Annotated in this window: 19 protein-coding genes and 1 pseudogene; 9 read left to right on the top strand and 11 right to left on the bottom strand. The window is 61.5% G+C overall.

Features of this window, described 5'->3' with window-relative positions; all coding sequences use genetic code 11:
* Positions 1–57 precede the first annotated feature (57 nt).
* From OLX02_RS15990 to OLX02_RS15980, 3 genes are read right to left on the bottom strand one after another with little or no spacing between them, the layout of a single operon-like run.
* A complete protein-coding gene (locus OLX02_RS15990; protein ID WP_011906635.1) occupies positions 58–1,155 on the bottom strand; it encodes an NAD(P)-dependent alcohol dehydrogenase in 1,098 nt (365 codons plus the stop codon).
* Positions 1,156–1,197: 42 nt separating this feature from the next.
* Positions 1,198–1,722, bottom strand: coding sequence for an aromatic-ring-hydroxylating dioxygenase subunit beta (locus OLX02_RS15985; RefSeq protein WP_010890879.1), 525 nt, complete (start codon positions 1,720–1,722; stop codon positions 1,198–1,200).
* Between the two features lie 25 nt (positions 1,723–1,747).
* A complete protein-coding gene (locus tag OLX02_RS15980) occupies positions 1,748–3,127 on the bottom strand; it encodes an aromatic ring-hydroxylating oxygenase subunit alpha (protein WP_264424482.1) in 1,380 nt (459 codons plus the stop codon).
* A 137-nt stretch (positions 3,128–3,264) separates the two neighbouring features.
* Here OLX02_RS15980 and OLX02_RS15975 point away from each other — a divergent pair, with 137 nt between their 5' ends.
* Complete coding sequence (locus OLX02_RS15975; RefSeq protein WP_264424480.1) at positions 3,265–4,194, top strand: DMT family transporter; 930 nt, start codon at positions 3,265–3,267, stop codon at positions 4,192–4,194.
* Between the two features lie 62 nt (positions 4,195–4,256).
* Here the strand turns inward: OLX02_RS15975 and OLX02_RS15970 are convergent, their stop codons facing one another.
* On the bottom strand, positions 4,257–4,481 hold the full coding sequence (locus OLX02_RS15970; protein WP_264424478.1) for a hypothetical protein: 225 nt from the start codon (positions 4,479–4,481) through the stop codon (positions 4,257–4,259).
* A gap of 103 nt (positions 4,482–4,584) precedes the next feature.
* On the opposite strand from OLX02_RS15970, the pseudogene OLX02_RS15965 reads away from it, so the two are divergent.
* The 5 genes and pseudogenes from OLX02_RS15965 to OLX02_RS15945 all read left to right on the top strand — a co-directional run bounded on the left by OLX02_RS15965 (position 4,585) and on the right by OLX02_RS15945 (position 9,286).
* Positions 4,585–5,618: pseudogene (locus OLX02_RS15965) on the top strand (IS5 family transposase).
* Positions 5,619–5,972: 354 nt separating this feature from the next.
* Positions 5,973–6,230: a DUF6429 family protein gene (locus tag OLX02_RS15960; RefSeq protein ID WP_226019771.1), complete on the top strand. Its 258-nt coding sequence runs from the start codon at positions 5,973–5,975 to the stop codon at positions 6,228–6,230.
* A gap of 8 nt (positions 6,231–6,238) precedes the next feature.
* Positions 6,239–7,018, top strand: coding sequence for a hypothetical protein (locus OLX02_RS15955; RefSeq protein ID WP_264424476.1), 780 nt, complete (start codon positions 6,239–6,241; stop codon positions 7,016–7,018).
* Positions 7,015–7,977 carry a hypothetical protein gene (locus tag OLX02_RS15950; protein ID WP_226019773.1) on the top strand — a complete coding sequence of 321 codons (963 nt, stop codon included), beginning with the start codon at positions 7,015–7,017 and terminating at the stop codon, positions 7,975–7,977. Before OLX02_RS15955 ends, OLX02_RS15950 begins: the two co-directional genes overlap by 4 nt.
* Before the next feature lie 58 nt (positions 7,978–8,035).
* Entirely contained in the window at positions 8,036–9,286 is a 1,251-nt protein-coding gene (locus tag OLX02_RS15945; RefSeq protein WP_021224334.1) for a hypothetical protein, read from the top strand.
* A gap of 12 nt (positions 9,287–9,298) precedes the next feature.
* Here OLX02_RS15945 and OLX02_RS15940 read toward each other — a convergent pair whose 3' ends face one another.
* Positions 9,299–10,456 carry a tyrosine-type recombinase/integrase gene (locus OLX02_RS15940; protein WP_021224398.1) on the bottom strand — a complete coding sequence of 386 codons (1,158 nt, stop codon included), beginning with the start codon at positions 10,454–10,456 and terminating at the stop codon, positions 9,299–9,301.
* Between the two features lie 159 nt (positions 10,457–10,615).
* On the opposite strand from OLX02_RS15940, the gene OLX02_RS15935 reads away from it, so the two are divergent.
* Complete coding sequence (locus OLX02_RS15935) at positions 10,616–11,647, top strand: hypothetical protein (protein WP_183615276.1); 1,032 nt, start codon at positions 10,616–10,618, stop codon at positions 11,645–11,647.
* Here the strand turns inward: OLX02_RS15935 and OLX02_RS15930 are convergent.
* The 3 genes from OLX02_RS15930 to OLX02_RS15920 are packed head-to-tail and all read right to left on the bottom strand — an operon-like array spanning position 11,598 to position 14,841.
* Positions 11,598–12,629: a TniQ family protein gene (locus tag OLX02_RS15930; RefSeq protein ID WP_021224396.1), complete on the bottom strand. Its 1,032-nt coding sequence runs from the start codon at positions 12,627–12,629 to the stop codon at positions 11,598–11,600. The genes OLX02_RS15935 and OLX02_RS15930 overlap by 50 nt on opposite strands.
* The gene (locus OLX02_RS15925) at positions 12,626–13,441 is read right to left on the bottom strand and encodes a TniB family NTP-binding protein (RefSeq protein ID WP_084514624.1); all 816 of its coding nucleotides are present in this window, start codon (positions 13,439–13,441) and stop codon (positions 12,626–12,628) included. Before OLX02_RS15925 ends, OLX02_RS15930 begins: the two co-directional genes overlap by 4 nt.
* A complete protein-coding gene (locus tag OLX02_RS15920; protein WP_021224394.1) occupies positions 13,438–14,841 on the bottom strand; it encodes a Mu transposase C-terminal domain-containing protein in 1,404 nt (467 codons plus the stop codon). Before OLX02_RS15920 ends, OLX02_RS15925 begins: the two co-directional genes overlap by 4 nt.
* A 441-nt stretch (positions 14,842–15,282) precedes the next feature.
* On the opposite strand from OLX02_RS15920, the gene OLX02_RS15915 reads away from it, so the two are divergent.
* Positions 15,283–15,828, top strand: a complete 546-nt coding sequence (locus OLX02_RS15915) for a hypothetical protein (RefSeq protein WP_264424463.1) — start codon at positions 15,283–15,285, stop codon at positions 15,826–15,828.
* Positions 15,829–17,592: 1,764 nt separating this feature from the next.
* Here OLX02_RS15915 and OLX02_RS15910 read toward each other — a convergent pair.
* The 3 genes from OLX02_RS15910 to OLX02_RS15900 all read right to left on the bottom strand — a co-directional run bounded on the left by OLX02_RS15910 (position 17,593) and on the right by OLX02_RS15900 (position 21,042).
* The gene (locus OLX02_RS15910) at positions 17,593–18,705 is read right to left on the bottom strand and encodes a replication initiator protein A (RefSeq protein ID WP_264424461.1); all 1,113 of its coding nucleotides are present in this window, start codon (positions 18,703–18,705) and stop codon (positions 17,593–17,595) included.
* A gap of 73 nt (positions 18,706–18,778) precedes the next feature.
* The gene (locus OLX02_RS15905) at positions 18,779–19,849 is read right to left on the bottom strand and encodes a ParB/RepB/Spo0J family partition protein (protein ID WP_264424459.1); all 1,071 of its coding nucleotides are present in this window, start codon (positions 19,847–19,849) and stop codon (positions 18,779–18,781) included.
* Positions 19,846–21,042, bottom strand: coding sequence for an AAA family ATPase (locus tag OLX02_RS15900; protein ID WP_226019418.1), 1,197 nt, complete (start codon positions 21,040–21,042; stop codon positions 19,846–19,848). Before OLX02_RS15900 ends, OLX02_RS15905 begins: the two co-directional genes overlap by 4 nt.
* A 534-nt stretch (positions 21,043–21,576) precedes the next feature.
* Here OLX02_RS15900 and OLX02_RS15895 point away from each other — a divergent pair.
* The gene (locus OLX02_RS15895; protein WP_264424455.1) at positions 21,577–22,239 is read left to right on the top strand and encodes a toprim domain-containing protein; all 663 of its coding nucleotides are present in this window, start codon (positions 21,577–21,579) and stop codon (positions 22,237–22,239) included.
* The last annotated feature ends 36 nt before the right edge of the window (positions 22,240–22,275 follow it).

Here is a 22,275-nt window from a genome sequence, read left to right as displayed (position 1 = left end):
GTCCAAGTGCAGGTCCAAGGCGGCGCAATTCGATTGGTGCGCCGCCCCAAAAGCGATCTACATTTTGAGAATGGCCTTGATCGCCTTGCCGGTCTTTTCGGTATCCTCGACGGCCTGGTTGATCTGGTCGAGATCATAGAAGGTGCAGAGCTTCTCGAACGGGAACAGCCCGGCCTTCTGCATCGCAATCAGTTGCGGGATGAAGACCTGCGGCGTGCTCGATCCTTCGACTACGCCGCGCAACTTGCGGCCAAACAGCATGTTGTTCATGTCTAGCGAAAATTCGGTGCCCAGCTTCGCCCCGCCGACCACTGCGGTTTCACCCATGTTGTGCGTGCTGTCCACCGCCGAGCGCAGCACCGCTGGAATGGCGGTGGTATCCATGGCATAGTCGGCGCCGCCACCGGTCATCGCGACGATCGCTTCCTGAGCGTTAACCGTGTTGGCGTCGATCACATCGGTGGCGCCCAGTTCACGCGCCAGTTCCAAGCGGCCTGCGTTGCGGTCAACCGCGATGATCTTGAGGCAGCCCGAGGCCTTGGCGGCCATCACTGCGCTGAGGCCGACCGACCCGACCCCGAAGATCGCGATCGAGGAGCCAGGTTCGGGACAAAGCGCATTGAGGATGCTGCCCGCCCCGGTCTGGATGCCGCAGCCCAGTGGGCCCAAAAGTTCGATCTGTGCGTCGTCGGCAACCTTGACGCAGTTGTTTTCCGACGCGATCGAATAGGTCGCGAACGAGGATTGCCCGAAGAAGCAGGCGTTGACCTCTTGGCCGTTGCGGGTAATCGGCGTCGAACCATCCAGGCGGCGGCCCATGAAATTGAGCGGGAACAGGCTCGGACAATAGGCCTGATGCCCCTTGAGGCACGATGGACAGGTGCCGCAATAGCTGAAGGAGAGCACGACCTTGTCGCCTGGCTTGACAGTGGTGACGCCACGTCCGACCTTTTCGACAACGCCCGAACCTTCATGGCCCAGCACCGCCGGCAGCGGCGTCGGGTAATATTGATCGCGAACCGTCAGGTCGGTATGACACATGCCAGCTGCGGCAACCTTGACCAGCACTTCGCCGTCGCGCGGATCCTCGATAGAGACGTTATCCAGAACGAATTCGCCGCCTTGACGCTCGATAATTGCCGCGTATGCGTCCATTTTTGCTCTCCCCTTTCCTGATTTCCAGTTGATTGAATTTGCTTATACAAAGAAATAGAGATTCTTGTCCTGCACGACGCGCGCGTCGATATTCAGCTTCCTGCTGAATACCTTGAAGCCGCTGCCTGTTTTCCGCAGCTTGTCTTCGCGTCCCAGCGTGTGCACGTAAACTTCGCTCTGTCGGCGATTGCGGTGCACCAGAACATTAGAGAAGACCTCGAATTCAAACGGTGCAATTTCGAATGCTTCGACATTGGTGACGAAATAGCGGATACGTGATGGCGGATCTTCCATCCATACCTGACCCGTCAGCAACCGGTCGACCCGCTGCTGCAGCTCGGCATAGTCATCGTTGTAGATTGCGGCATCCCCCGGGGTTGGATCCGGGCGGCGGTCACGTGCGAACCGCTGTTCGTAAACTGGCATCCAGTAATGGATATCTTCGGCGATTACAGTATCGAACCATTCGCGATATTGCTGGTTTTGCAACATCCGCACCTCGGCGGAATAGTGACTGACGATGGCATGATGCAGTTCCATGCCTACGGGCTTGCGTGTTTCGGTCATCTTGCGGTCCAGATTGCTGTCGGGATCAGTCTTGCGGCTCGGCTTGCTTCGCCGACAGACGTTCAGGCCAGAAATTACGGTTGGTCCACATTGCATCCCAGGTATCGTCATTGGCCCGGATGGCGGCCCAATCTGGCGCATCGAGCATTTCTTGCCAGAAACGATAAAAGCCTCGATACGAGGTTTCGCCGATGAAGCTGACCCCGACAATTCCTGGATAGACGGGGTGCGGCCCTTCGCGGTCCTTGCCCATGCTCGAATTCATCCGCCCCTTGCGGGTGATGATACCGTTGTTGTTGTAGGTGGCCGACGACATGTTTTCGCCATCGTCGCTTTCGAGCGTTCCCGCCGTACCAAATGAACGGATCGCTTCGCGCTGGATCGACCGCTTAGTTTCGGTGTCGGCATTCTTCGGTACCATGGTATAGGTCCAGACCTCGATTTCATGCGGCCCGCGCGGATGCCAGATCTTGAAGGTGTTGGTTCCGTAGAGGAACGAACAGTTTGGGAAGATCGACGTATTCCAGTGACCGACATAGAGCCGTTCGCGCTCCGGCCCGAATTTTTCGCGAATTCCGCCCCGCGTCTCCTCGAGATATTTGACGTACCCGTCGCGCTTGACGTGGATCGCAGTCGCCGCGTTATCGATCAGGCCAAACCCGTGGCCATGCCGCATGGTGAATTGCAGACCAAGGTCGTCAAACGGCATGTCGGCGCGATTGCCCGACAGGCCAGCCAGCTCGCCCCCGATCATCTGGAGAGCGGCGGCATGCGTCCAGCCCACGTGATACCCATCGCCGACGAAGTTCTCGGTCGGGACTTTCCAATTGCAGGCGAGGGTGCTCTTCAACGGCGGCCCGAGCAGTTCCAGACCACCGTCCGGACCGTCCCAGATCGTATCGAGGTACCAGCAGAAGTCCCCCAAATAGTCCTCAAGCGAGGGCGCTTCGGGATCATGGCAGCCGAAGATGAAGCCCTTGTAAGTTTCGACCCGGATCGGCGCGAGCCCCAGCTTGGATTTGTCGAGATCGCTGTGATAGCACCGCTCTTCCATCGGAACATCGACGAGCGAACCATCCTGACCGAAAACCCAACCATGATAATTGCACACGAACGCCTTGGCGCTGCCGCTGTCGGCATGACAGATCTGGTTGCCGCGGTGAGTGCAGGAATTGATGAACGCCTTCAGCGAACCGTCCGGCTGCCGCGACAAGATGACACGGTCTTCTGCCATGTACGTCGTAATGAAGTCGCCCGGTTTGGGAACTAGCGAATCATGTCCGAGCATGAGCCAGCATCGCGAGAATATCCGCTCCAGCTCCAGCTGATAGACATCTTGATCCCAGAACACCCGGCGAGACTGGCTCGCACCGGCGTTGTCGACGAGTGCCGACGATCCATTCATCGCATCGCTCCCATGCTTTTTGTTCCGAGTGCTGCATAGTCGATTCGTGCTATACATGCAACGCGATGCACCATATGCAAAACCTACCGTTGGCGCAAGGACGATTCTCAAGCCGCGTTTCTGGGGAGAATTTTAGGTTGCAAGATGCCGACCGCAACACGTCCAGCATCCTGGGTCTTGTGTCCAGGCTCTGGCAATCACCAGCCCTGTTGCTGTGTCTGGCCTCGTTCTTTTGGGCCCTGAATCCGATCGTCGGGCGGGCGGCCAAGGACTTGCTCTCGCCCGTGACGCTGGCGTTCTGGCGGTGGGTGGTGGCGCTGGTCTTCGTGCTCCCGTTCGCTTGGCGACACCTCCGCGACGACCTGTCCGCCATTGTCGACGGCTGGCGGTTCCTTGGGCTCCTCGGGGCCTTAGGAGTGGGGCTGTTTTCCTTTCTCGTCTATCAGAGCTTGCAGTTCACCACCGCGACCAACAATCTTCTATTGCAATCGACCATGCCGGTGATGACCCTGCTCATGCCAGTTGTGCTGTTTCGGGAGAGGGTGCACCCGATCCTTCTCGTTTGCGCACTCCTTTCGATCACCGGAATCGCGTGGATCATGACCAAGGGGCATCCCGACTATCTGCGCTGGGATGCGCTGAACCGAGGCGATCTGCTCGCCATCATTGCGGTTTTTCTCTATTCCGCCTATGCTACCTTCCTGCGCCGCGCACCGGCGATGCACCACCTCAGTTTGCTGGTTGTCCTGTTCGGGGTCGGGATCGCGGCTTTGAGTGTGCCCTATGCCTGGCACCTCTGGTGGGCTGGCCTGACCGTGGCTTCACCCGCAGCGCTCGCATCCCTGCTCTATGTCGGGATATTTCCTTCGCTGCTGTCCTACGCGCTGTTCAATCGCGCGGTCGCCTTGGTCGGCTCGGGCCGCGCGGGGGTCTACATGAACCTGCCATCAGTGTTCGGGGTTCTGATGGCCGTACCCCTGCTTGGAGAACGGTTCGCAAAATACCACCTGATCGGTTCGCTGTTGGTGGTTGCATCAATCCTGCTGTCGCGTCGGGTCAAGACATAAGGCCAATGAAGTTCTGGAGCCGACAGAGCCAGATCTGCCTCCTGGTTGCCGGTCAGTCTTCTTTAGTGGCCCATCGTAATGCCGCCTGATTTCGACGGTCGCGGGGCAAGCCAGATCAGGGCGGCGGCAAAAAGCAAAACGGCTGTGGTCGCCCAGAAGGTATGAATAAGCGCCAGCGTTGTCGCCTCCAGCTCAACCATGTTGCTGAGCACTTGCCTTATCTGGTCAGGAGGGAAGCCGAGGCTAGAAAGGCTTGCCTGCGCCGCTTCCGGCTGCAGGACCGCCACCGCATCGCTGCGCGCTAGGCGTTGGGTGTCACCCGCCTCGAAAAACTCTGGCCTTTGATGGGTGGATTTGATTCACTTCGCTTACGTTACGGCGGAGGCGATGATGGCAGGACAGCCCGGTTTCTTTGATCTTTCGGACCGTTATGAGGCGTTGAGCGCAGCAGGCGATCCGTTGGAGCGTTTGCGGCGGTGGTGGACTTCGAGGTTTTTCGCGGGCCGTTGGTGGCAGCACTTCGGCGCAGCGTACGGGGCAAGGGTGGACGACCACCGTTCGACCCTGTGGTGATGTTCAAGATCCTGGTGCTTCAGGCGCTGTACTCGCTGTCCGACGAGGCGACGGAGTTCCAGATCAAGGACCGCCTCTCGTTCCAGCGCTTCCTGGGCCTGGGCCTCGACGGCACCGTTCCGGATGCGACGACGGTGTGGCTGTTCCGTGAGCGCCTGGTGCAGGCCAAGGCGATCGACAAACTCTTCGCCCGCTTCGACGCCGTGCTCAAGGATCGCGGCTATCTCGCGATGGGTGGGCAAATCATTGACGCCACGGTGGTGCTGGCGCCCAAGCAGCGCAACACCGAAGCCGAGAAGACCGCTATCAAGGAGGGGCGCGTCCCCGAAGGATGGAAGCCGGCCAAGGCGCGGCAAAAGGACCGCGATGCGCGTTGGTCGATCAAATACAGCAAGGCCAAGGTCCGGGAAGGCGCCGATCCGAAGGCAGCGAAGCCTGTCGATCTCGCCATCCCGATGTTCGGCTACAAGAACCATATCGGCATCGATAAGGCCCACGGCCTGATCCGCACCTGTGGTGCCAGCGCCGCCAACGCCCACGACGGGGCGCGGCTGCCGGATCTGATCAGCAAGGGTAACACCGGCTCGGGCGTCTGGGCGGATACCGCCTACCGGTCGAAGAAGAACGAGGCGTTCCTCGCCGCCGGCATGTTCAAAAGCCATATCCATCAGAGGCGCAAACCGAGGCGGCCGATGCCCGAGCAGATCGCCAAAGCCAATACCCGGCGATCCAAAATCCGCGCCCACGTCGAACATGTGTTCGCCGGGCAAAAACACCGCATGGGGCTCGTAGTGCGTACCATCGGTATCGTCCGCGCCACGATCAAAATCGGAATGGCCAACCTGGTGTGAACGGACAAAGTAGACTGCATTCTGCTGCATTTGCGAAATCGCACTGAACGACAGAGTTTGCTGCAGCGTCGCCGCCTACGATCAAACCCTGCGGCCCGCCAATATCCGCGCTGCGGCATTGGACGCGGGCGCGAGCCTGCGGCCATAGCGCAGCTGTCGGTTGCCAAAATTGATGTCATCGCTGCCCTTCGCCTAGCCGTCGCCCTGCCATAATTAGTGGCAACGCCGTGGAGCCAAAAAAGCGCGCCGCACGGTCCTGCGCGGTGGTGGAATTCAAGGCGACACGAACTGGCAAGACCTTCGCATCATTGCTAGCCATGCAATTCCTGCAACAGCAATGCTCGTGACACGCGGATGGACATCGACAACGACAGGATCGACGCAGCGGTACTGGCGCTCTTGTGGCGCAACCTTGAATCTAGCGGCATGGCCTGGAAGGGTTTTGACTGGGCGTCGATGGAACGGCTGCACGCGCATGGTTTGATCTCAAACCCGGTGGGCAAGGCGAAATCGGTCCAGTTGACGACCGATGGACTTGCCAAGGGTGCGCGCCTGTTTCGGGACCTGTTCACGCGCTCCGCCGCCTCCCCCGAAACCGCCTCCGAAGAATGAGTTGCCGAATGGTACTCGACCTTCAAACGATCGGCTATCCCGCAGTGCGCGAAGCGTTCAACGACGTGCTGCAACTCTGCGTTGAAAGGCTCGGCAAGTCCGAATTGAAGCTGGCTGAAGAGGTTCTCGGCCTTGCCGAATTTGCCGGAATTTCCGCGAATGTCTCGGAAATGCTGGCGGACACAGCGCTCTATTCGCGAAAACCCTCGTCCTCCGGATCGCGCACCGCAGGCCGCCGAGCGATCGACCGCATCGCGCCCAGGCTCCCGCTCAAGCGCGATCCGCTGGGGGTGCATATCGCCGCCCGACTGCCGGCCGCACGTTTCTCCGTTTTGCTGGTCGAGCGCGTGCATGAGGGTGGCGGTGTCCTGGCGCGCGATTTGCTTGAGGACGGTGCCACGGTCCACGTCATGGACCGGGCGCTCGCGGCACAGGTTGCCGCCCTTGGTGGATTCCAGATCGCGGGGCGTTTCGTCGATCTCGAGCCATGGTACATCGGCTTCGGCATCGTCGTGCCGCTGCGCAAAAGCGAGGCCGTGGCGATCCGTCTGGGGATCGTGGACGAAGCGGACATCACGCAAGCACGCGTCGCACTGCACGAGCTGGTCTATCCGGCGCACCTCCACGACCTCGACCTCGTCATGCTCGCGCTGGAGCCGGCCATTACCGCACTGGCACACGCGATCGATACGGGCGACCTCGGCATCGACGACCTCGCTACGGGCCTAGGCGCGCTGCTGCCCGGCAAGCCCACGTCGAAGCGAAAGCGCAAGGCCTCTGCCCGATGAGCGATGCACTTGCGATGCGGCTGAACGCACTCGATGCCGAGACCTTGGCTGCCCTGCTGGTTCAAGGTGCCGAAGCGGACGAGAATTTCCGGCTGTGGCTCGAGGCAAAGCTGGCGGCGCGGGAGGCGCGCGAGCAGCGGACACCCCTCGATCCGGAACCCTTTCGCCGCCAGGCGGAAGCGCTGCTCGAACCTGCCCGCGCCATTCGCCCGAGGCGGCACTGGGACGATTCCCGTTCGGATATCGATGAATCCGCGCTCGAAGCTCTGATCGGACAAGCCGAGCCGTTCCTGGTGGCAGACAACGGCATCGATGCCTTGGCAATCCTGAGGCCCATTGCCGAAGCTCTAGTCGATACCTGGCCGGACTGCGCGGGCTGGGACGAGAGCCTGCACGAGTTTTTCCCGGTTCTCGACGCGCTGTTCGCCCGGGCCGCCCTATTGGGCGACATGCCCGAGGACCTGCGTGACGTCCTGGTCGATGAATTGAGTGATTGGCAGGACCGGATCGCCGAATATGGCGCCGGCGACGCCTTTGCCGCGGCCCTTGCCGCCGCCACGCTGGGGTGGGACGAGCCTGGCCTGTCCGATGTCCTCAGCGGGTGCACCGACACCTGGCCGCTTGACCGCAAAGACGATTGGCTGAACGCAAGACTGATCGAAGCGCGGCTTGCCGCGCTGGAGGCGATGGGGCGCACGGAGGGGTTTCTCAATCTCTCCCGCGCAGCTGAGCGCCATTGCGACCATGCCGTGATGCTTACGAAATGCGGCCGCTTCAATGAGGCCTTGGCGATCGCCCATGCCCGTTTTCGCGAGGCCGACAGTGTCTTGACCCTGGCACAGTCGCTTCGCGCTCAGGCTCAGCCCGATGCGGCCTTCGACCTCGCGCAATGGGGGTTGTTGTCGGCTGCCAAAGTTGATGTCATCGCAGCGTCCGGTGGAAGGGCTTCTGTGCCATAATTAATGGCAACTCCGCTCGTGCGTTTACACGCCCGGCAATTGATTTACCTTCCCGACCATGTCCGAAACCCCTTCCTGGCGTGCCGGCTTCGAGCTGGAAGTCATTCTTGGCGACCTCGGCGAGCCTCGTTTTGAGAGAGAGCTGCGCGAAGGAGAGGCCATGGACGAGGCCTCGCCCGCCTTCTGCCGAGCATTCGCGGCCAAATTGCGGGACCGGACAGGCCGCGCCTGGTCCGCCCCATCCGGAACCCCGAAGCAGCCCGGCTTTTATGTCGTCCCTGAATATGGGCTCGATCCACTGAACTGGCCTGAAGATCGCCTGGCAGGCGTAGAATTGCTGACCCCTCCCCTGCCCCTGGACGATGCCGAGATGGTCAGATCTGAGTTATGCGACGCGATCTACGAGATCGACGGCGATTTCAACTTCTTCGAAAGTGAGCATACCGCCAACTGCGGTTGGCACATCAACATCGATGCCGGGAATGGCCATCGGCTCGATCCCGACCGGTTCATCGTCGGCGTCGATGAATTGCTGCTGCTCGCGAACAACGACCGGCTGTTCAGCCGCTACACGGCCTTGCAGCGCCATGCCGTCGGCGTGCCGCTATTGCGGCATCTGGCGCATGATCCGACCGGCAAATTCCTGCTTGGCTCGGCGCTTGGTAACTTGCTCGAGGCCCGCGCCGGGCGCGACAAAGGCTATGCCGCCAATTTCGCCAAGCTGGACAAGGGCTACTTGGAGTTGCGCCATTTCAGCGCGGAAGCGTTCTTCAACGGCCCTCGCCTCACCGAACAACTCGAGCGCATTCCCGCCGCCTTCGACGTCTGGCCCACCTACAGCAAACCCTTCGAGCAAGCCTTTCGCCAGAAGTTTCTGCTGCTCTCGCGCTGGCTTGCCCGAAATCGCGACAAACTGGCGTGGAACCTGGCTCACGGCCTGGTCGCCGCCTCGGGCCAGGTTCATTTCGTCGACGAACCGCTCGGCCACGTGATGGCCGACGGCCTGGTCGAACTCAATCTGTTCGGGCGCGGCGCGTACGAGTATGTCGCCACCATCCGCGACATTGTCCTCTCGGATATCCCCGAAGCGGTCGCCCTGCTCGCGCTGGATCTTGCCGAGCTTTACAACCTTGGCGTCCGGCAACGGGTCAGCGGCAACAAAGCCTTCCAGCGCGCCGTGCTCCAGCTCGCGGCCTCGTTGCGGAAGGATGCAAGTCTTTCAAGCGCGGCCCAACTTGAGGCGCTGGCCCATGCGGAGGCACAGCGCCGAAAGATGCACCCGTACTCTGATGGGATCGCCGCGTCATAGCGTCATGGCAGACTAGGAACCCGGCTGCCCGCCACCATCGCGCAAGCGTCCCAGCACCCGCGCCGCGGCATTGTTCCCTACGGCCAGCTCGCGGGCATAGCGCAGCGCGGTGGTCGGCGACGACCAGCGTAGGGCCAGCGCGATCCCGGCGCCGTCTTCGCCCGCCGCGAACAAGTCCTGGGTCAGCCCCACCCGGAACGAATGGGCGCTAAGCGAGCGGACCGTGTCTCCTTCCATCCCGGCTTCCAGCTCAACATGGCCAAGGTCGATAGCCTCGAACACCCGGCGGCGCAGGATCGCCACCACGCCTTGCCGGGTGAGCGGCTTCTGGCCGATATAGTGCCGCTGAGTCTGCTCCCCCGCATCGTCTGGCGGACTGGTCAGCACGTTGATCCGCCGGAACACCGCCCCTTGCGTGATCCCGCTCGCCAGCAGCCAGGCCGAGAGGCGCGCCATGGTGTCGGGCGAGAGCCAAGCCAGAGCCCCCTCCCCCAGCTGGTCGGTCTTCGAATGCGCGATCTCAAGCCGCCCGCTCCCATCCACAGCCTGACTGAGATCGGCTACCGTTGCCCCGACCAGCTCGGAAACTCGCAGGCCTGCGTCATAGGCAAGGCTGATGAGCGCCGCATCGCGCTTGCCCGTGATGTCGGTACCGCACGAGGCGAGCAGCCCCTTGATCGTCACCCCTTCGGGCGGCGCCTGCCCCTCCGCCATCGCCTCGCCAAACCGCAGCGGCGCGGCCTGACGCTGCCGTTCGCGCCTCTTACGCCGGATCGCTTTCAGCGTGTCGCGAACCATCCCCGCCTGCGTTGGCAGCGGCTCCTTCTCGCCGAACCCGAGGATGCGGTGGATCCGGGCGATCGAGGCGATCCGCCGCGCCAGCGTCGCGGGTTTGGCCGGGGCCCGGATTTCCGATCCCTTGGCCAGCCAGTGAAGATAGTGGACGAGGCTTTCCGGATCGGCAGGAACCGCGGTGACGACGGGCCGCCGCGACTTGCACCAGGCAAGGAAGCACCGGAGGTCGGCGGTGATGGCCGCCTTTGTCGCCGGCGCCATCGCCGCAACCGCCGCCTCGAGCGCCAGCGGGCGCGCGGCGCGCGCGTCGACCAGCGGGGCATGCGCGCCCAGCACCAGCTCGACCGAGGACCGGAAAGGTCGATCAGCGGTCATACGCGAAGGGTACTTCGAGCGGCGTGCATGGGGCAATTTCTGGCCAAAATGGGCATTTCCGGCAAGCTCGATTTTACCATAACATCCGATTATGGAAAATCCGTGTTTTCAGGGGGTCGAATGATAGGATACCAAACTGGCGTTTAGGTGAACTTTGCATTGACCGCATTTTCCGGCGCAATTATCCCACCTTCCGATGTACATCGCGCCGAGACATTTCCAGTGAAACAGTCAACCGACGCCAGTCCTATCGCTTTCCGGATCGGCCAGATCGACGCGCTGGCCAAGACCCTGCTCGCCTCCCCTGCCCTCTATTCCCCGGAAATGCGCGCGTCGCTGGCGCTGCGCTGGCTCAGCCGGGCGTGGCAGCAATACCGCCAGGACCGGGCAATCACACTCGGTCCCGCGCTGATCGGGGCCGAATGCGCGACCGAGCGCAATGCCTTTCTGACCCTGTTCGAACAGGCCCTGCCGCGCCGCGAGAAGCTGCTTTCCCAGGCGGTCCGGACCGTGCGCAAGATCGCCATCCGGCCGATGGCGAGCGAGGTCACCGAGGCCGAAACGATCGTCGCAGCAAGCACCGATGAGCTCGAGCGGGTGCTCACCGTACTCGCCCAGCCCAAGCGGCCCACTGCGCCGCTGGAGCGCCTGCTCGAGCTGGTCGACGGGTTTCGCTATTCAACCGGCGATGAACCCGATCCCCTGTCCGCGACCGCGCGAACCCCGTGCTGGGCGATCAACCTGGCCGCCACAGCGCGCGGCGACGCGTTTCGCCTGAGCGAGACCGCCCTGCCCTTCCCGGGCCTGGCCCAGCGCCGGCTGTTCCGCGCTGATCGCGGCGCGCAAGAAAGGCGCGCCGACGCGCGCGAACATCTGCTCGAGGCGCTGCACGCCACCGCCTGCGACATCGCCCGGCTTCCGCGCGCGGCGGAGGTCTTCACGCGTGAATTTCCGAGCCAACGGACCAACTCGCGGCTGTACCTCGCCTGGATGCTGCTATTCGGCCTCGGCGGGTTGACGCCGGCCCAGCTCGCCCGCGCGCTGCCAGCGACCAAGGCCGGGGCAGGCAAGCTCCTGCGCCAGTTGGAGGCAGGCCATTTGGCGCGCAGTCAGGGGCCATTCGCGCCCTTCCTGTGCACCCTCAATATCCCGGTGGCCATGCCCGACTGGCGTTACCTGAGCTCAAAATAGCTGCCGCGGGCAGCCCCAGCAGGCCGCCGAAGTGGCGCTCGAACACCGCCGCCCTGGCCTCATCGATATCCCTGCGCTCCCGCACCCAGGCATAGGCGCGCAGCAAGTCGAGGAACTCCGGCGCCATCCACGCCGAGGCTGACTTGGGCGGAGCACAGGCCCGCAGGCGGTAAGGCATTTTCACAGGCGCTTGAACGCCGCCGCCGACTGTCGGACATTCGGGCAATCGTGCCGCAACCAGACGCTCGAAGCGGCGCGCAAGCGCATGCCGGTTGCCATGCGCGAGGGCCAGCATGCCGATGCGATCGGCCGAAAAGTGGAACAGGTTTGCGGCGAAACGGGCATGGTAGCGTTTGTTGGGCGGCGCCATGCCATGCCCATCGCGGGAGCCGGCCAGATAGGCCAATTCCGCCGCATTACGCCGCAGCGCGCCTGGTCGAACCCGGTATGCCCAGCGTCGCCGCTCCGCCACAATGGTAGCCAATCCCAGATCCGCTTGCGAAATCGGGCTCGCAACGTCCCGCAACAGGCTGGCCATGTCGGTCAACGGCAACTCGTGGTCGTGGCAACGCCAGCTTGCCCGCAAGATCCATTCCCGGCGGACGATCATCGGCTTGCCCGCCCGTCCCGCTTCGTACCAGCAGCGCGCACAGGCGTATCGCCTTATGCGCCGCGGCAGCACGTCGTGCGCCTGGCAGGCGAGAAAAGTGGCGGAAATCCTGTCGTTTTGGCATTGCACGGCCCAGGCGAGGCGCTCGACCAGATTGGCAAAGGCACTGTGCCAAGCCACGTCCAGCCCCCGCGCGCCGCGCGCCAGGTCGTATCCAGCAAGAGCCGGTTCGATCCCGACATGGCGGAAAAGCGCCGCACGGGTCGTCTCGTGGGCCCGGGTCACCCGGTCGATCCAGGAGTCGAAACATTCATCGGCAAGCGGTCGCACCCGGAACGCCAGCGGCTCCGGCTCGAGCCCGAGCGCGATCACCGCGCCGGGTGACCGGGGAGCAAACCCGCAGCCTCACGGATATCGGCGAATTCGACGCATTCGCGGCCGTGACGACGCGCAACCTTCTGTCCCCAGTGCAGCAGCCGTTTGAAGTTGCCGGTAACCCCGAGACTGTGGCGCCACAGGAATTCGGCGATTTCCGGCTCAGCAAGCCGGTCAGGCTCAATCAGCTGCATCCCGTGCGCCAGAACGCGGATCAGCCGCTGCGATGCCTCGCCAGGCGCCCAGGGATTGAGCCGCACGATGATCGAGCGATAGGCCAGCTCGACATCTTCGGCAAAGATGTCCGCCGCGACGTCGAGCCCGGCGACCACCATCGGGACATTGCCCTCGCTCATCAGGAAGCGGAATGCATCGAGCGTGTCGCGCCGCGCCCTGCCGCCAGCGGTGAGGATGGCATGGACATTATCGATCCCCACGAGCCTTGTGCGCTGCCGACGCAGGAGTTCAACCACCTTGAGATCGGCAATACGGTGGGTTTTCCCGGTGATCGGCCAGCCCTGCTTCCACAGCAGCGTCAGGTTGATCTTGAGCGCGGTTGAACCCGACGGAATGACCGTGCGCAACATCGGCTCGTAACGGGCCTCACCCCAATCGGCAGGTTCGGGAAAATCGAGCGCAATCCGGCGCTGGGTCTCGCGCAGGATCGAGGTCTTGCCCATCCCCGACTGGCCGACAAGCAAGACGCAGGGCGGTCGCTCGTCGGGCTCGTCGTGCGCCAGTTCGACCAGTGTCGTAACCGCCGTGCGCGCTTCGTCGAAATCGATCCAGAAGGCTGAATTTCCGCTCATTTGCGCCATTTCAGCCAATCATTGTCCGGCAGATCCGCAGCCGGGATCCAATGAACTTCGGCCCGTTCGATCCGCCCCTTGGCCTGGGGTGAGTGTGCCACGCCTTCGCGCTCCTGCCGCTTGCGCTCTTGTCGGCTACTCGCTGTGCGCTGCCGTGCCATGGCGACTTCGCGCCGCGCGGCCTGAATGTACCGGGCGGTCGCTGCCTTTGCGCCATCCGCCTGAAACGCCGCCCCTGCCCGCCGCTGGCGTTGCCGTTCGGCTTCCCATTCGGGCTCGCTGATATCTGGGTAGTCGCCGACCACGGGCAAGACTACGAACTGGCCATCGATCTCCGCATAGATCCGCTGCAGCGTGCGCTCATCATGATGCACGGTGATTTGTTGGCCAATTCGGGCCGCCAGAACCGGATTCCAGTAGCGGCGGTGCAGGATTTGAACGCCGTAAGCCTGAACGGTTCGCTGCCGCGCCGGCAGGAACTGGCGGGTGAGATGCTCAACATCAAGGCAAGCCGGTAGCAGCGGAGAATGGCCGGAAACCGCCGTTTTCCACGCCTGTGCAGGACATTGTCCGCCCAGCCCCTTGTGCGGACCGTTGTGATAGATGGCGATCTGGAACAGCAGCCAGCGCTCGAATTCGGGCAAGGTCATCGCTGCCGCCTGTCCGGCGTCATAACCATCGCGCTGGGTGACATTGCCGCCCGTCGCACCAGGTAGCAGCCGCATCTTCCCAACCATTGTGCCGATCAGGCGCTCGATGTGGCCTCCGAAGTGGGCCGGTCCGCGTGGACGGATGTCGGGATCGATGCCGTTGGCCAGGCAAGCTCGCCTGAAGCTCTCCGCCCGGTGCGGTGCTGCGTGATCGGCATGGAGCCGCCGGAATTGCCCATACATCGGGTAGGAGACATCGACGCCCAATTGCTCAAGCAGCGGTTCCTTGGGCAGCAAGGCGTTGGCCACCGCCCGGCCACAGCGGAAAATCGAAGGATCGCCGAAACTGACATAAAAGCCCAGAATACTGCGGGTCCAGACCTCAACCAGCAACGTTATCCAGGGGCGGGCGAGCTCCTCGCGATGTACGCTGTCGACGAGAATCACATCTGCCCGCGTATGATCCATCTGCACGAGATCGAGCAGGCCCTCGCTGTGATAGGCGCCCGGATGAGGCTCATGGGCGCTGCGCTGCTTCGAGCCCATGCTCGAGCGAGCCCGCTGAGGCTCGGATATCTCGCCGATCAACCTGATCAGAGTGCGCTCGCTCGGTACCTCGCCCGGCGCGAAGCAGAACTCCCCATCCTGCGCGATCAAAAGACCATGAATTTCCCGGGCTGCCAGGGCCGCAGTGGGCGGTGGCTTTGTCAGGAATACTTCCTGGGTAAGCCGGTCGATCGCCTCCCTCACCGGCTCGGCGATGCGATGACTGCCAATCCGGGGACCGCGAGGGGTTGGAGCCAAGCTCGACGCCACAGGATTTGCGCGAAATCTGCCTACTAGTCGTCGTATCTGACGGTCGCTCAGCCCTGACTGGGCAGCGACAGCGTCAATGACTTGTGCTGTCAGTGGCCCGTCGAGTGGGACGAGGCGTCTGAAGATGGGGTAGAGTTCCGCACCTGTCGCCAGAGCTTCCGTGGACGCGACTTTCGTGCGGCTCGGTTTGCGTTCGATCACCCGACCTCCCGTGGCCGGATATCGACCGATTCAATGACATCAATTCTGGCAGAGGCATCGACACGGAATCCTAACCTGCCAGAATTGTTGGCATGGAAATCAGGATAATACATTGATATTCAGTGCATAAATGCGGTTTCCATAAACTTTGGCAGCCGACACCTGCCCTGCCTCGTGCTCGGCGATCCCGGCCAGCGGTTTGCGATCGGCCCCCGCCCCGCGCTGCTCAAGCGGCTGTTGAAACAGCTACGTCGCGCCGCCGAGGACGGCCTCGTCCGGCTCAATCGGCTCGAGAACCACGCCCAGCGCACCGCCGCCGCGATCGCGGCCGAACGCCGGCCGGGCCTGCTCGCCGATCTCGGCCGGCTGTCCCTTGCCCAGCCCTGCCTTGCCGCGCGCGCACTCGCCCCTTCGCTTGGGCTCACCATTTCTGGCGCGGGCAAGCTGCTCGAGCGGGCCACCCGTCTAGGCCTGCTAATCGAGACCTCGGGGCGTGCCACCTGGCGTAGCTACCTTGCGCGCGACGTCGCGCTGACGCTGGGCCTAATCGCCCCGCCGTTGGGACGGCCGGCGATCTCTGCGCCCCCCTCCCCTGCCCTCGCGCCCGTGCTTGCCGCTTTCGACGCTGAAATGGCCGCGCTGGACGCGCGCCTGGCGCGGCTTGGCGTGAGCTCGGAAGGTCCAAATTCGGAAGATACTGATTTATCGCAGGAAAATTGACGTCGCCGGAAACGCCCCTCAGAGCGCCGAAACACACCCTCGATAGGGGTATGGTGCGGAGAGGTTGCCAATGCGCTCACGGGGCTCCTGAGGGCGAAATTCACCGCTTAGGGATTGTGCGGGCCCATTCTGTCGCGTCATTCCGTTTCGGCCCCTAAAAATCGGTGGGAGGCTCCAAGTAGAGCGTCCAAGCGATCGATCGCTTCGTGAACAACCTCGCTACCGGTAGCAGCCCTTCGCTCTCGTGCCCCTCATGCACCACGGCGTACGGGGTTGGTGGCGGATCACCTTCAAGACCGATGGCGGCCAAATGTGTTGAAGGCACAGCGGCACAAGGGCGGGCATTGTTCTGCCGGTCCGCGCGCAATCCCAAGACGGCGGCGTTTTCTTTCGGTGCTCCCCTGCCCTCCAGATGTTCTACGCAAGGGAATGTGGTGCACAGGTGCAGGAAGTGAACCAGGGGCGGTGTTTGCGGCATTCAACTCCCAAAGCGGATGTGCTTTTCTGCAAGGACGATTGCGGTAGGCAACGGCGATCCCAGATCGGCCGTGCCCATCCGTGGTTGCAGGCAGATGAGACTGGGTACCGTAGTCATCGTTCTCGCAACCGGGCCTGATTGTGGAAAGCTGCAGTTCGAGATGGGTGCAACGTTTTGCGCTGAACAGCTGACTGATCGTCGCCATTGTCGCCATGGGTTCGGTGGTGCGATCTGGGCGTAGCGGTGGAATGTAGTGATGGTGCAAGCAAGGTCCGTCGTCAGATAAGTGACTGGACGATTGAGGGACCCAATTTCCCATAAAAATTCAAAGGAAGGATGCGCCGGAGGCGCCTTTTAGAATCCTTTTAGATAGAGATAAAAAGTTAAGGGCGAGAGTGACCCGCCCGACTCGCTGGCTCTTGGCGAGTCGGGTGAGGTGTGCCGTTCCTGAAATACCGGGCAAGCGTTCCTGAAGTACCCTCTAGGCGTTCCTAATGAACCGTGCCGCCGTTCCCATTGTCCCGTGCCGCGTTCCTAAAGTCCCGTGCCTTGCGTTGCCAGAGCGAGCGCTTTCCAATTGGGTAAAACGCGTTTTACTCACGACAAAATTGGCGGAAATCTGCGTCATTGGGCTAGTTTAGGGTGATGGAGATAGGGGTGGAATGGCCTTCGTGGCGGGGCTTTTGCCGCCTCCCCTGCCCTTTCGAAGTGTGAACCTCCATCGGATTGAGGTTGCCACTCACGGGACTTCAGGAACGCTAGGAAAGAACCCTGTCGCGCTAGATCTTCCAGATTTCTGGGTGCGGGCACTGCCAATCGTGAGCACTTGGTTCGAGGACATGGCACGTCGCGGAAGCTCGGCACGGTATTTCAGGAACGCCGATCGGCTTCCGCGGGAAACGGACCGAATGTGCTGTGCTTGATCTGTTCGGAAGTAACGCAACGGGCCTCGACGTTCCGTTCCTAATGTACCGCCACCGACGGTGGACGACCGCACGACCAGGACGTCCTGACCTTGCGGGAGATTTTTAACCCCATGAATTGCTTGTGGCTACGGGCTGATCGGTCCTGAAAGCGCCTGCGGTGGACGCACCGAATTTCAAAGCAGCGGCGCAAGCCATGCAACCCGGTACATTAGGAACGGTCTCGAGTGCGGCCGCAGCCAGCCAATTACCCCGCACTCGCTGCTCGCGTATCGGGTACTTTGGGGGCGGAGCTAACAGCTCGGGTAGGAAATGAGTTCCTTCAAATCCCTCGTTCCTGAAATACCGAGGGCAGGGTGCGCGTCAGTTCGCTGTGCGCTGCTTCGAGCAGAAGGTCGCAAATATCTGAGTGATGTTTGGCGCATCGAATGCGATTTCTCGCTGACGCAAGAAGGCACGAAATTCGTCACCAATCATGCCGTGGTCGCGTTGAGGCGAGGGCAGGTTTGCGCGTGCGATCGCACCAAATGCAGTGTGTGCAATGTGGCCTGTGCGAGGGAATTCGATCGAAGGTGCAGGGGCAGGGGGCGCAGTTTCCGCCTGCCTGGAAGCGGGCAGGGGAGGGCGGGCGGCCCGTTCCTTCGACGCCTCTTGTGGTCGGCGCGTCATGCGCAACAGGGGCTCCGCTTCGCTTCGTATTTCGAGATCGAGCGAATAGCCCGGCAGCCCGTTCTCCTTTGCAATCTTCGCGATCTCGAATTTGAAGCGACGGTAATCGCCCTCGGCCCCAGACTTCTCAAAAAGCGTAGGCATGGCGATTGCGAATCCATCGGCACCCGCACCGCCTGCGTGCTTGCGTGCAACGCGATAGAGCCAGCGTTCACGGCCACCAGTCAGTGCAAAATAGGCAGGGTCGATTGCGAGCACCCCCCCATCCATAAGCACACCGTCGTAAAACCATTTGGCCAGGGTGATCCGCATGCCGCGGATCTGGCCAGATCGGTCGCGGATCTGGCTGTAGCTGTCGATCCACGAAAAGGTCGTTTCGACAGCGTCGCCAGAGCGAATGTTGGTTTTCACTGTGGTGGACTGCAGTCGGTCAAGCGTGTTGCCCAGCAGATCGTACGCTCTGCCGCCCACATCGCGCTTGAGCGTCTTCAGCATGTCGTAGGGCACGACGTGAAGCGTTTGGGGAATATCGTTCGAACCACGGCGCTTTTGCTCGATCAGCACCGATGCGCAGTAAATTAGAATGTCGAGGTCGTAGATCGTGGCGAGACCATATTCGGAGTTCGCCGAAACATGGACTGTGATCTTGCCGTCGGGGCTGACGTAATCGATAGGCTTGAGCCGCTTGCGCTTCGAGAGCGAGAAAAACGGACGTTCCATGGTTTCGCGCTGATCGCGCAGGGGAAGGGCCGTCAGTTGCGGCAGAAAGAGGTCGACCTGGCCTTCGTCACACTGCTCTTGTGACATCTCGTATCCCGCAACAGGTAAAACGCGTTTTACCGCTATCTAAGTAAATGAAAAATATGGAAAAATAACCAAATCAGCGTGCGAACTTCGCATTCTCGATTGCCGTCCGCAGGCTGTCGAGAATCTCTTCAACGGACACTCGTGCCTTGGGGTTGATGTTGATGGTGATCCCCTTGGTCCGCGTGTCGGCGAGGATGATGCCTACCTCATTTCCGGAACTGGACTTGAGTGCAGGCTTCGATTTCGACGAAGCTTTGACACGTGGTGCGGAGGTTGCGTTCGAGAGGCGCTCGCATACCTTGCTGCCTTCGATCTTATCGGCCCCTCCCTCCCTGAGAGCGCGCTGCTCCTCGAAAATCGCACGCGCTTCCTCAAGAATAATCTCACGACGCGTATCGTCTTTCAGCAAGGGGGAAAGACGCATACCGTGTCGGATCTTCAGATCGCCTGGCTCCGCGAACGCCGCGACGACCTCGTCAGGCAATTCAGCCAATTGCAGCAGATTGTGCAGGTTCTGCTTCGGAATAGCCAGACGCTCAGCCATCTTGGTGCGGACGCCGTGGTAGTAGGCGTCGATGGCGTGCCGATAATTCCGCGCCCGCTCGAGATCGGTGACGTCCTCGCGCTCACGGTTCTCCAGATCTGCGAGGCGAAATGCCGCTTCATCGTCGAGGCTCTCGATCCGGGCGATAAGATCGATCTCGGAGTGATTGTTGGCATTCAACCAGCTCACGGAAAAGTGGCGTCGCGTGCCAACAATCAATTCGTACTGCCGTTCGGCGTTTGGCGTTCGACGCACAACGACGGGTTCTCGATTGGTCCCTTCCTCGCGGATGGATTCAATCAATGTGGCGCAACGGTCGTAGCTCAACGCAGCATGGTCGCGTGCGTTGCCAGGCCAGATCGAACACTCCGACGGCTTGAGCCGGAGAGTGGGGCGTTTGACGGTCCTGGCGATCTCGTCAAAAGCAAGGCCGCGCCGTTCAAGGAATGACGGCGTGACTTGATCATCTACAGGCTTGTCGACAACAACTGGCGCCTTGTCTTCACTCGCAACCGACGCGCTCGTCGCAGGAGGGGAGGTGCCAATGCTTTCGATAGCGTTGGCCAAAAGACTCCGACGCTTGCCGCCCACGCCGCTCATACCGCCTCCGTCAGACGATCGGTCCCGACCTGGGCCATGCGAGAAGGCCATTGTTTGCAAATGTCCTTCTCGATTTCACGGAACACCATATTCAGGTTATCCCGGCAACGGACATAGGTCTGGTGGGAGCCATAGGGTTTGTTGACCTCGTAGATCGAGGACATTGCCAGGCCGGCATTCTTGATCTCTTCAGACAGAAGGATGGGCGTCGAGAGCATTTGCCCTGCGTACGTCTTCTCCATTACCTGGAGCATTTGCGCTTCATTGGTGCGACTGGGCTGAAACATTGTGCAGACCACGCGGATGAATCCGTAATCGATCGAGGTGTCGAACTTCGAGACCAGATCCATCGCCTCGCGACAGGTCTGCATGAAGTGGATCGTCGAGAGATAATCCAATTGGCGCGCAGGTACGGGGATCAGCAGGCCGTCCGCCGCAGTCAACGTGTTGACGCCCAGAAAGCCCATGGCCGGCGGCGGATCAAGGATTACAACGTCGTAATCCAGGCGAATCTCCTCAAGTCCGACACGCAGCATGCGGAACGCACCTGCAATCGCAGTTGGACCTTCCTCGATCGTCGCAGTCAGTTCCCATTCGGTATCTTGCAGACCCAGGTTCGCAGGGCAGATGTCGATATTCGGCCAAGCCGTCTTACGGATCGTCTTGCGAAGCGAGTCCGCTTCGTCGATCCGCGGGGACAGGAAGTTCGAAAGGGTGTGAACCTCTTCCACCAAGGCTTCGAGATTGACGTCGAACATGACGCTCATCGAGGCCTGCGGATCACAATCAACGACCAGCACCTTGTACCCGCGCAGCGCGAGGTAATCCGCCAAGTGCTTCGCGGTGGTCGACTTGCTGACGCCGCCCTTGAAGTTCTGGACAGCTACGACAACTGCGCGTTCGTCGGGCAATTTGCCCATCTTGATGCCAAGGGCTTCGCGAATGGCGATGAGGTCGTCGACAGTGTAGATTCGGCGCCCGTTTGAGGCGGTTTTTGGTGCAGGCAGGCGACCGCGCGCTTCTGCTTTTGACAAAGCTTCAGGTGTGCGGCCGAGGAATTCGGCCGCGATGGTAGCGCCCATGGCAATGTTGAGCATCTTGCGGTCAGAAGGATCGATAGCCGCCTGGCGCAAGACGGTCTTGGCATTCTCACAAGACGTAATCATCGCATCGAGAATCTGTCCCGAAAGCATGAGAGTGTCCCTCTTTGAGCCCGGAAATTGCGCCGGTTCGTGAAAAATGCCATGAAATTGGCTATGATCCCGGACATGTATGGCAAATTGGTGAGGGTTAGTCAAATTTGGCTAGAATCGCCGCCTTCAATGCCGACACAGCGAATTGGACGTGCCTTGTCCGGGACATCGGTTGGCGCGATTCGCGTTCGAGCGATGCTAATCCCTTGCAACTGAAGAGCCGAAATCGCGGGCAAAGTTTTCCACCGAACTGGGAGAGAGCAGAGGCGGGGGCGTGAAGCGGAAGGAAGCGTAATCATGCCGCGGACCGCACACAGACCAACGCAGGCCACTCTCGATCTTGTACGTGCCCTCAAAGGGAGATGGCATGGAGACTGTGCCATGTGCCGATGCCCCGCACATGATGATCGAACCCCAAGCCTATCGATCCGCCAAGGGGATCACACGATCCTCGTGACGTGTTTCGCAGGATGTGACCGCAGGTCGATCATGCGAGAATTGCGGCGCATCCCCCTGTGCTCCCATGCACCCCCTTTGAAGTTCGAACCGGCCCGAGAGGGCAACTGGTTGCGCCTGTGGCGGGCGGCGCGACACCTTGAGGGGACTGTTGGCGAGCGGTATCTCGCTGATCGAAACCTCGCAATCCTGCCGCCAGAGCTGCGTTTCCATCCCCGCTGCCCACTTTACCCTCGTCCCCTGACGGTCTTTTATCCTGCGATCGTTGGTGCGGTGCGTTCGAACGACGCGCTGGTCGCCATCCATCGCACCTTCCTCGATACGGAAACGGACCGGGTGGCAAAGGTCGATACACCCAAGCGTGCGCTCGGACATCTCGGGGAAGGCGCCGTCCGCCTTGGTGGGGCTGTCGCCAGCAGATTGGGACTGGCGGAAGGCATCGAGACGGCTCTGTCCGCCACGCAGATATTCGGCATTCCGTGCTGGGCCACGCTCGGCAACGAACGTTTCGGCAAGGTTGCGATCCCCGACTGCGTCACCGAACTTCACCTGTTCATCGATGCCGACAAGGGCGGAAGGCTTGCGGAAACTCGGGCACGCGCTGCGCATGGCAGGCGCGGAAGGACGATGTTCACCCATTGCCCGCCGATTGGCGGCCAGGACTGGAACGATGTCCTGATGGCGGCAGCAAACCATGATGCGTCCAATCCTTCGGAAGGGGAGGGGGGAAGGGGAGGCTGAGGCCTCGCAGGTTCAGGGGCCTCGTCAGGAGGTCCC

Origin of the sequence: Novosphingobium sp. KCTC 2891 (genome assembly GCF_025938155.1) — a bacterium.
Lineage (GTDB): Bacteria > Pseudomonadota > Alphaproteobacteria > Sphingomonadales > Sphingomonadaceae > Novosphingobium.
The sequence above is the reverse complement of the archived record's forward strand: the minus strand, read 5'-3'. Positions and strand labels throughout refer to the sequence as shown.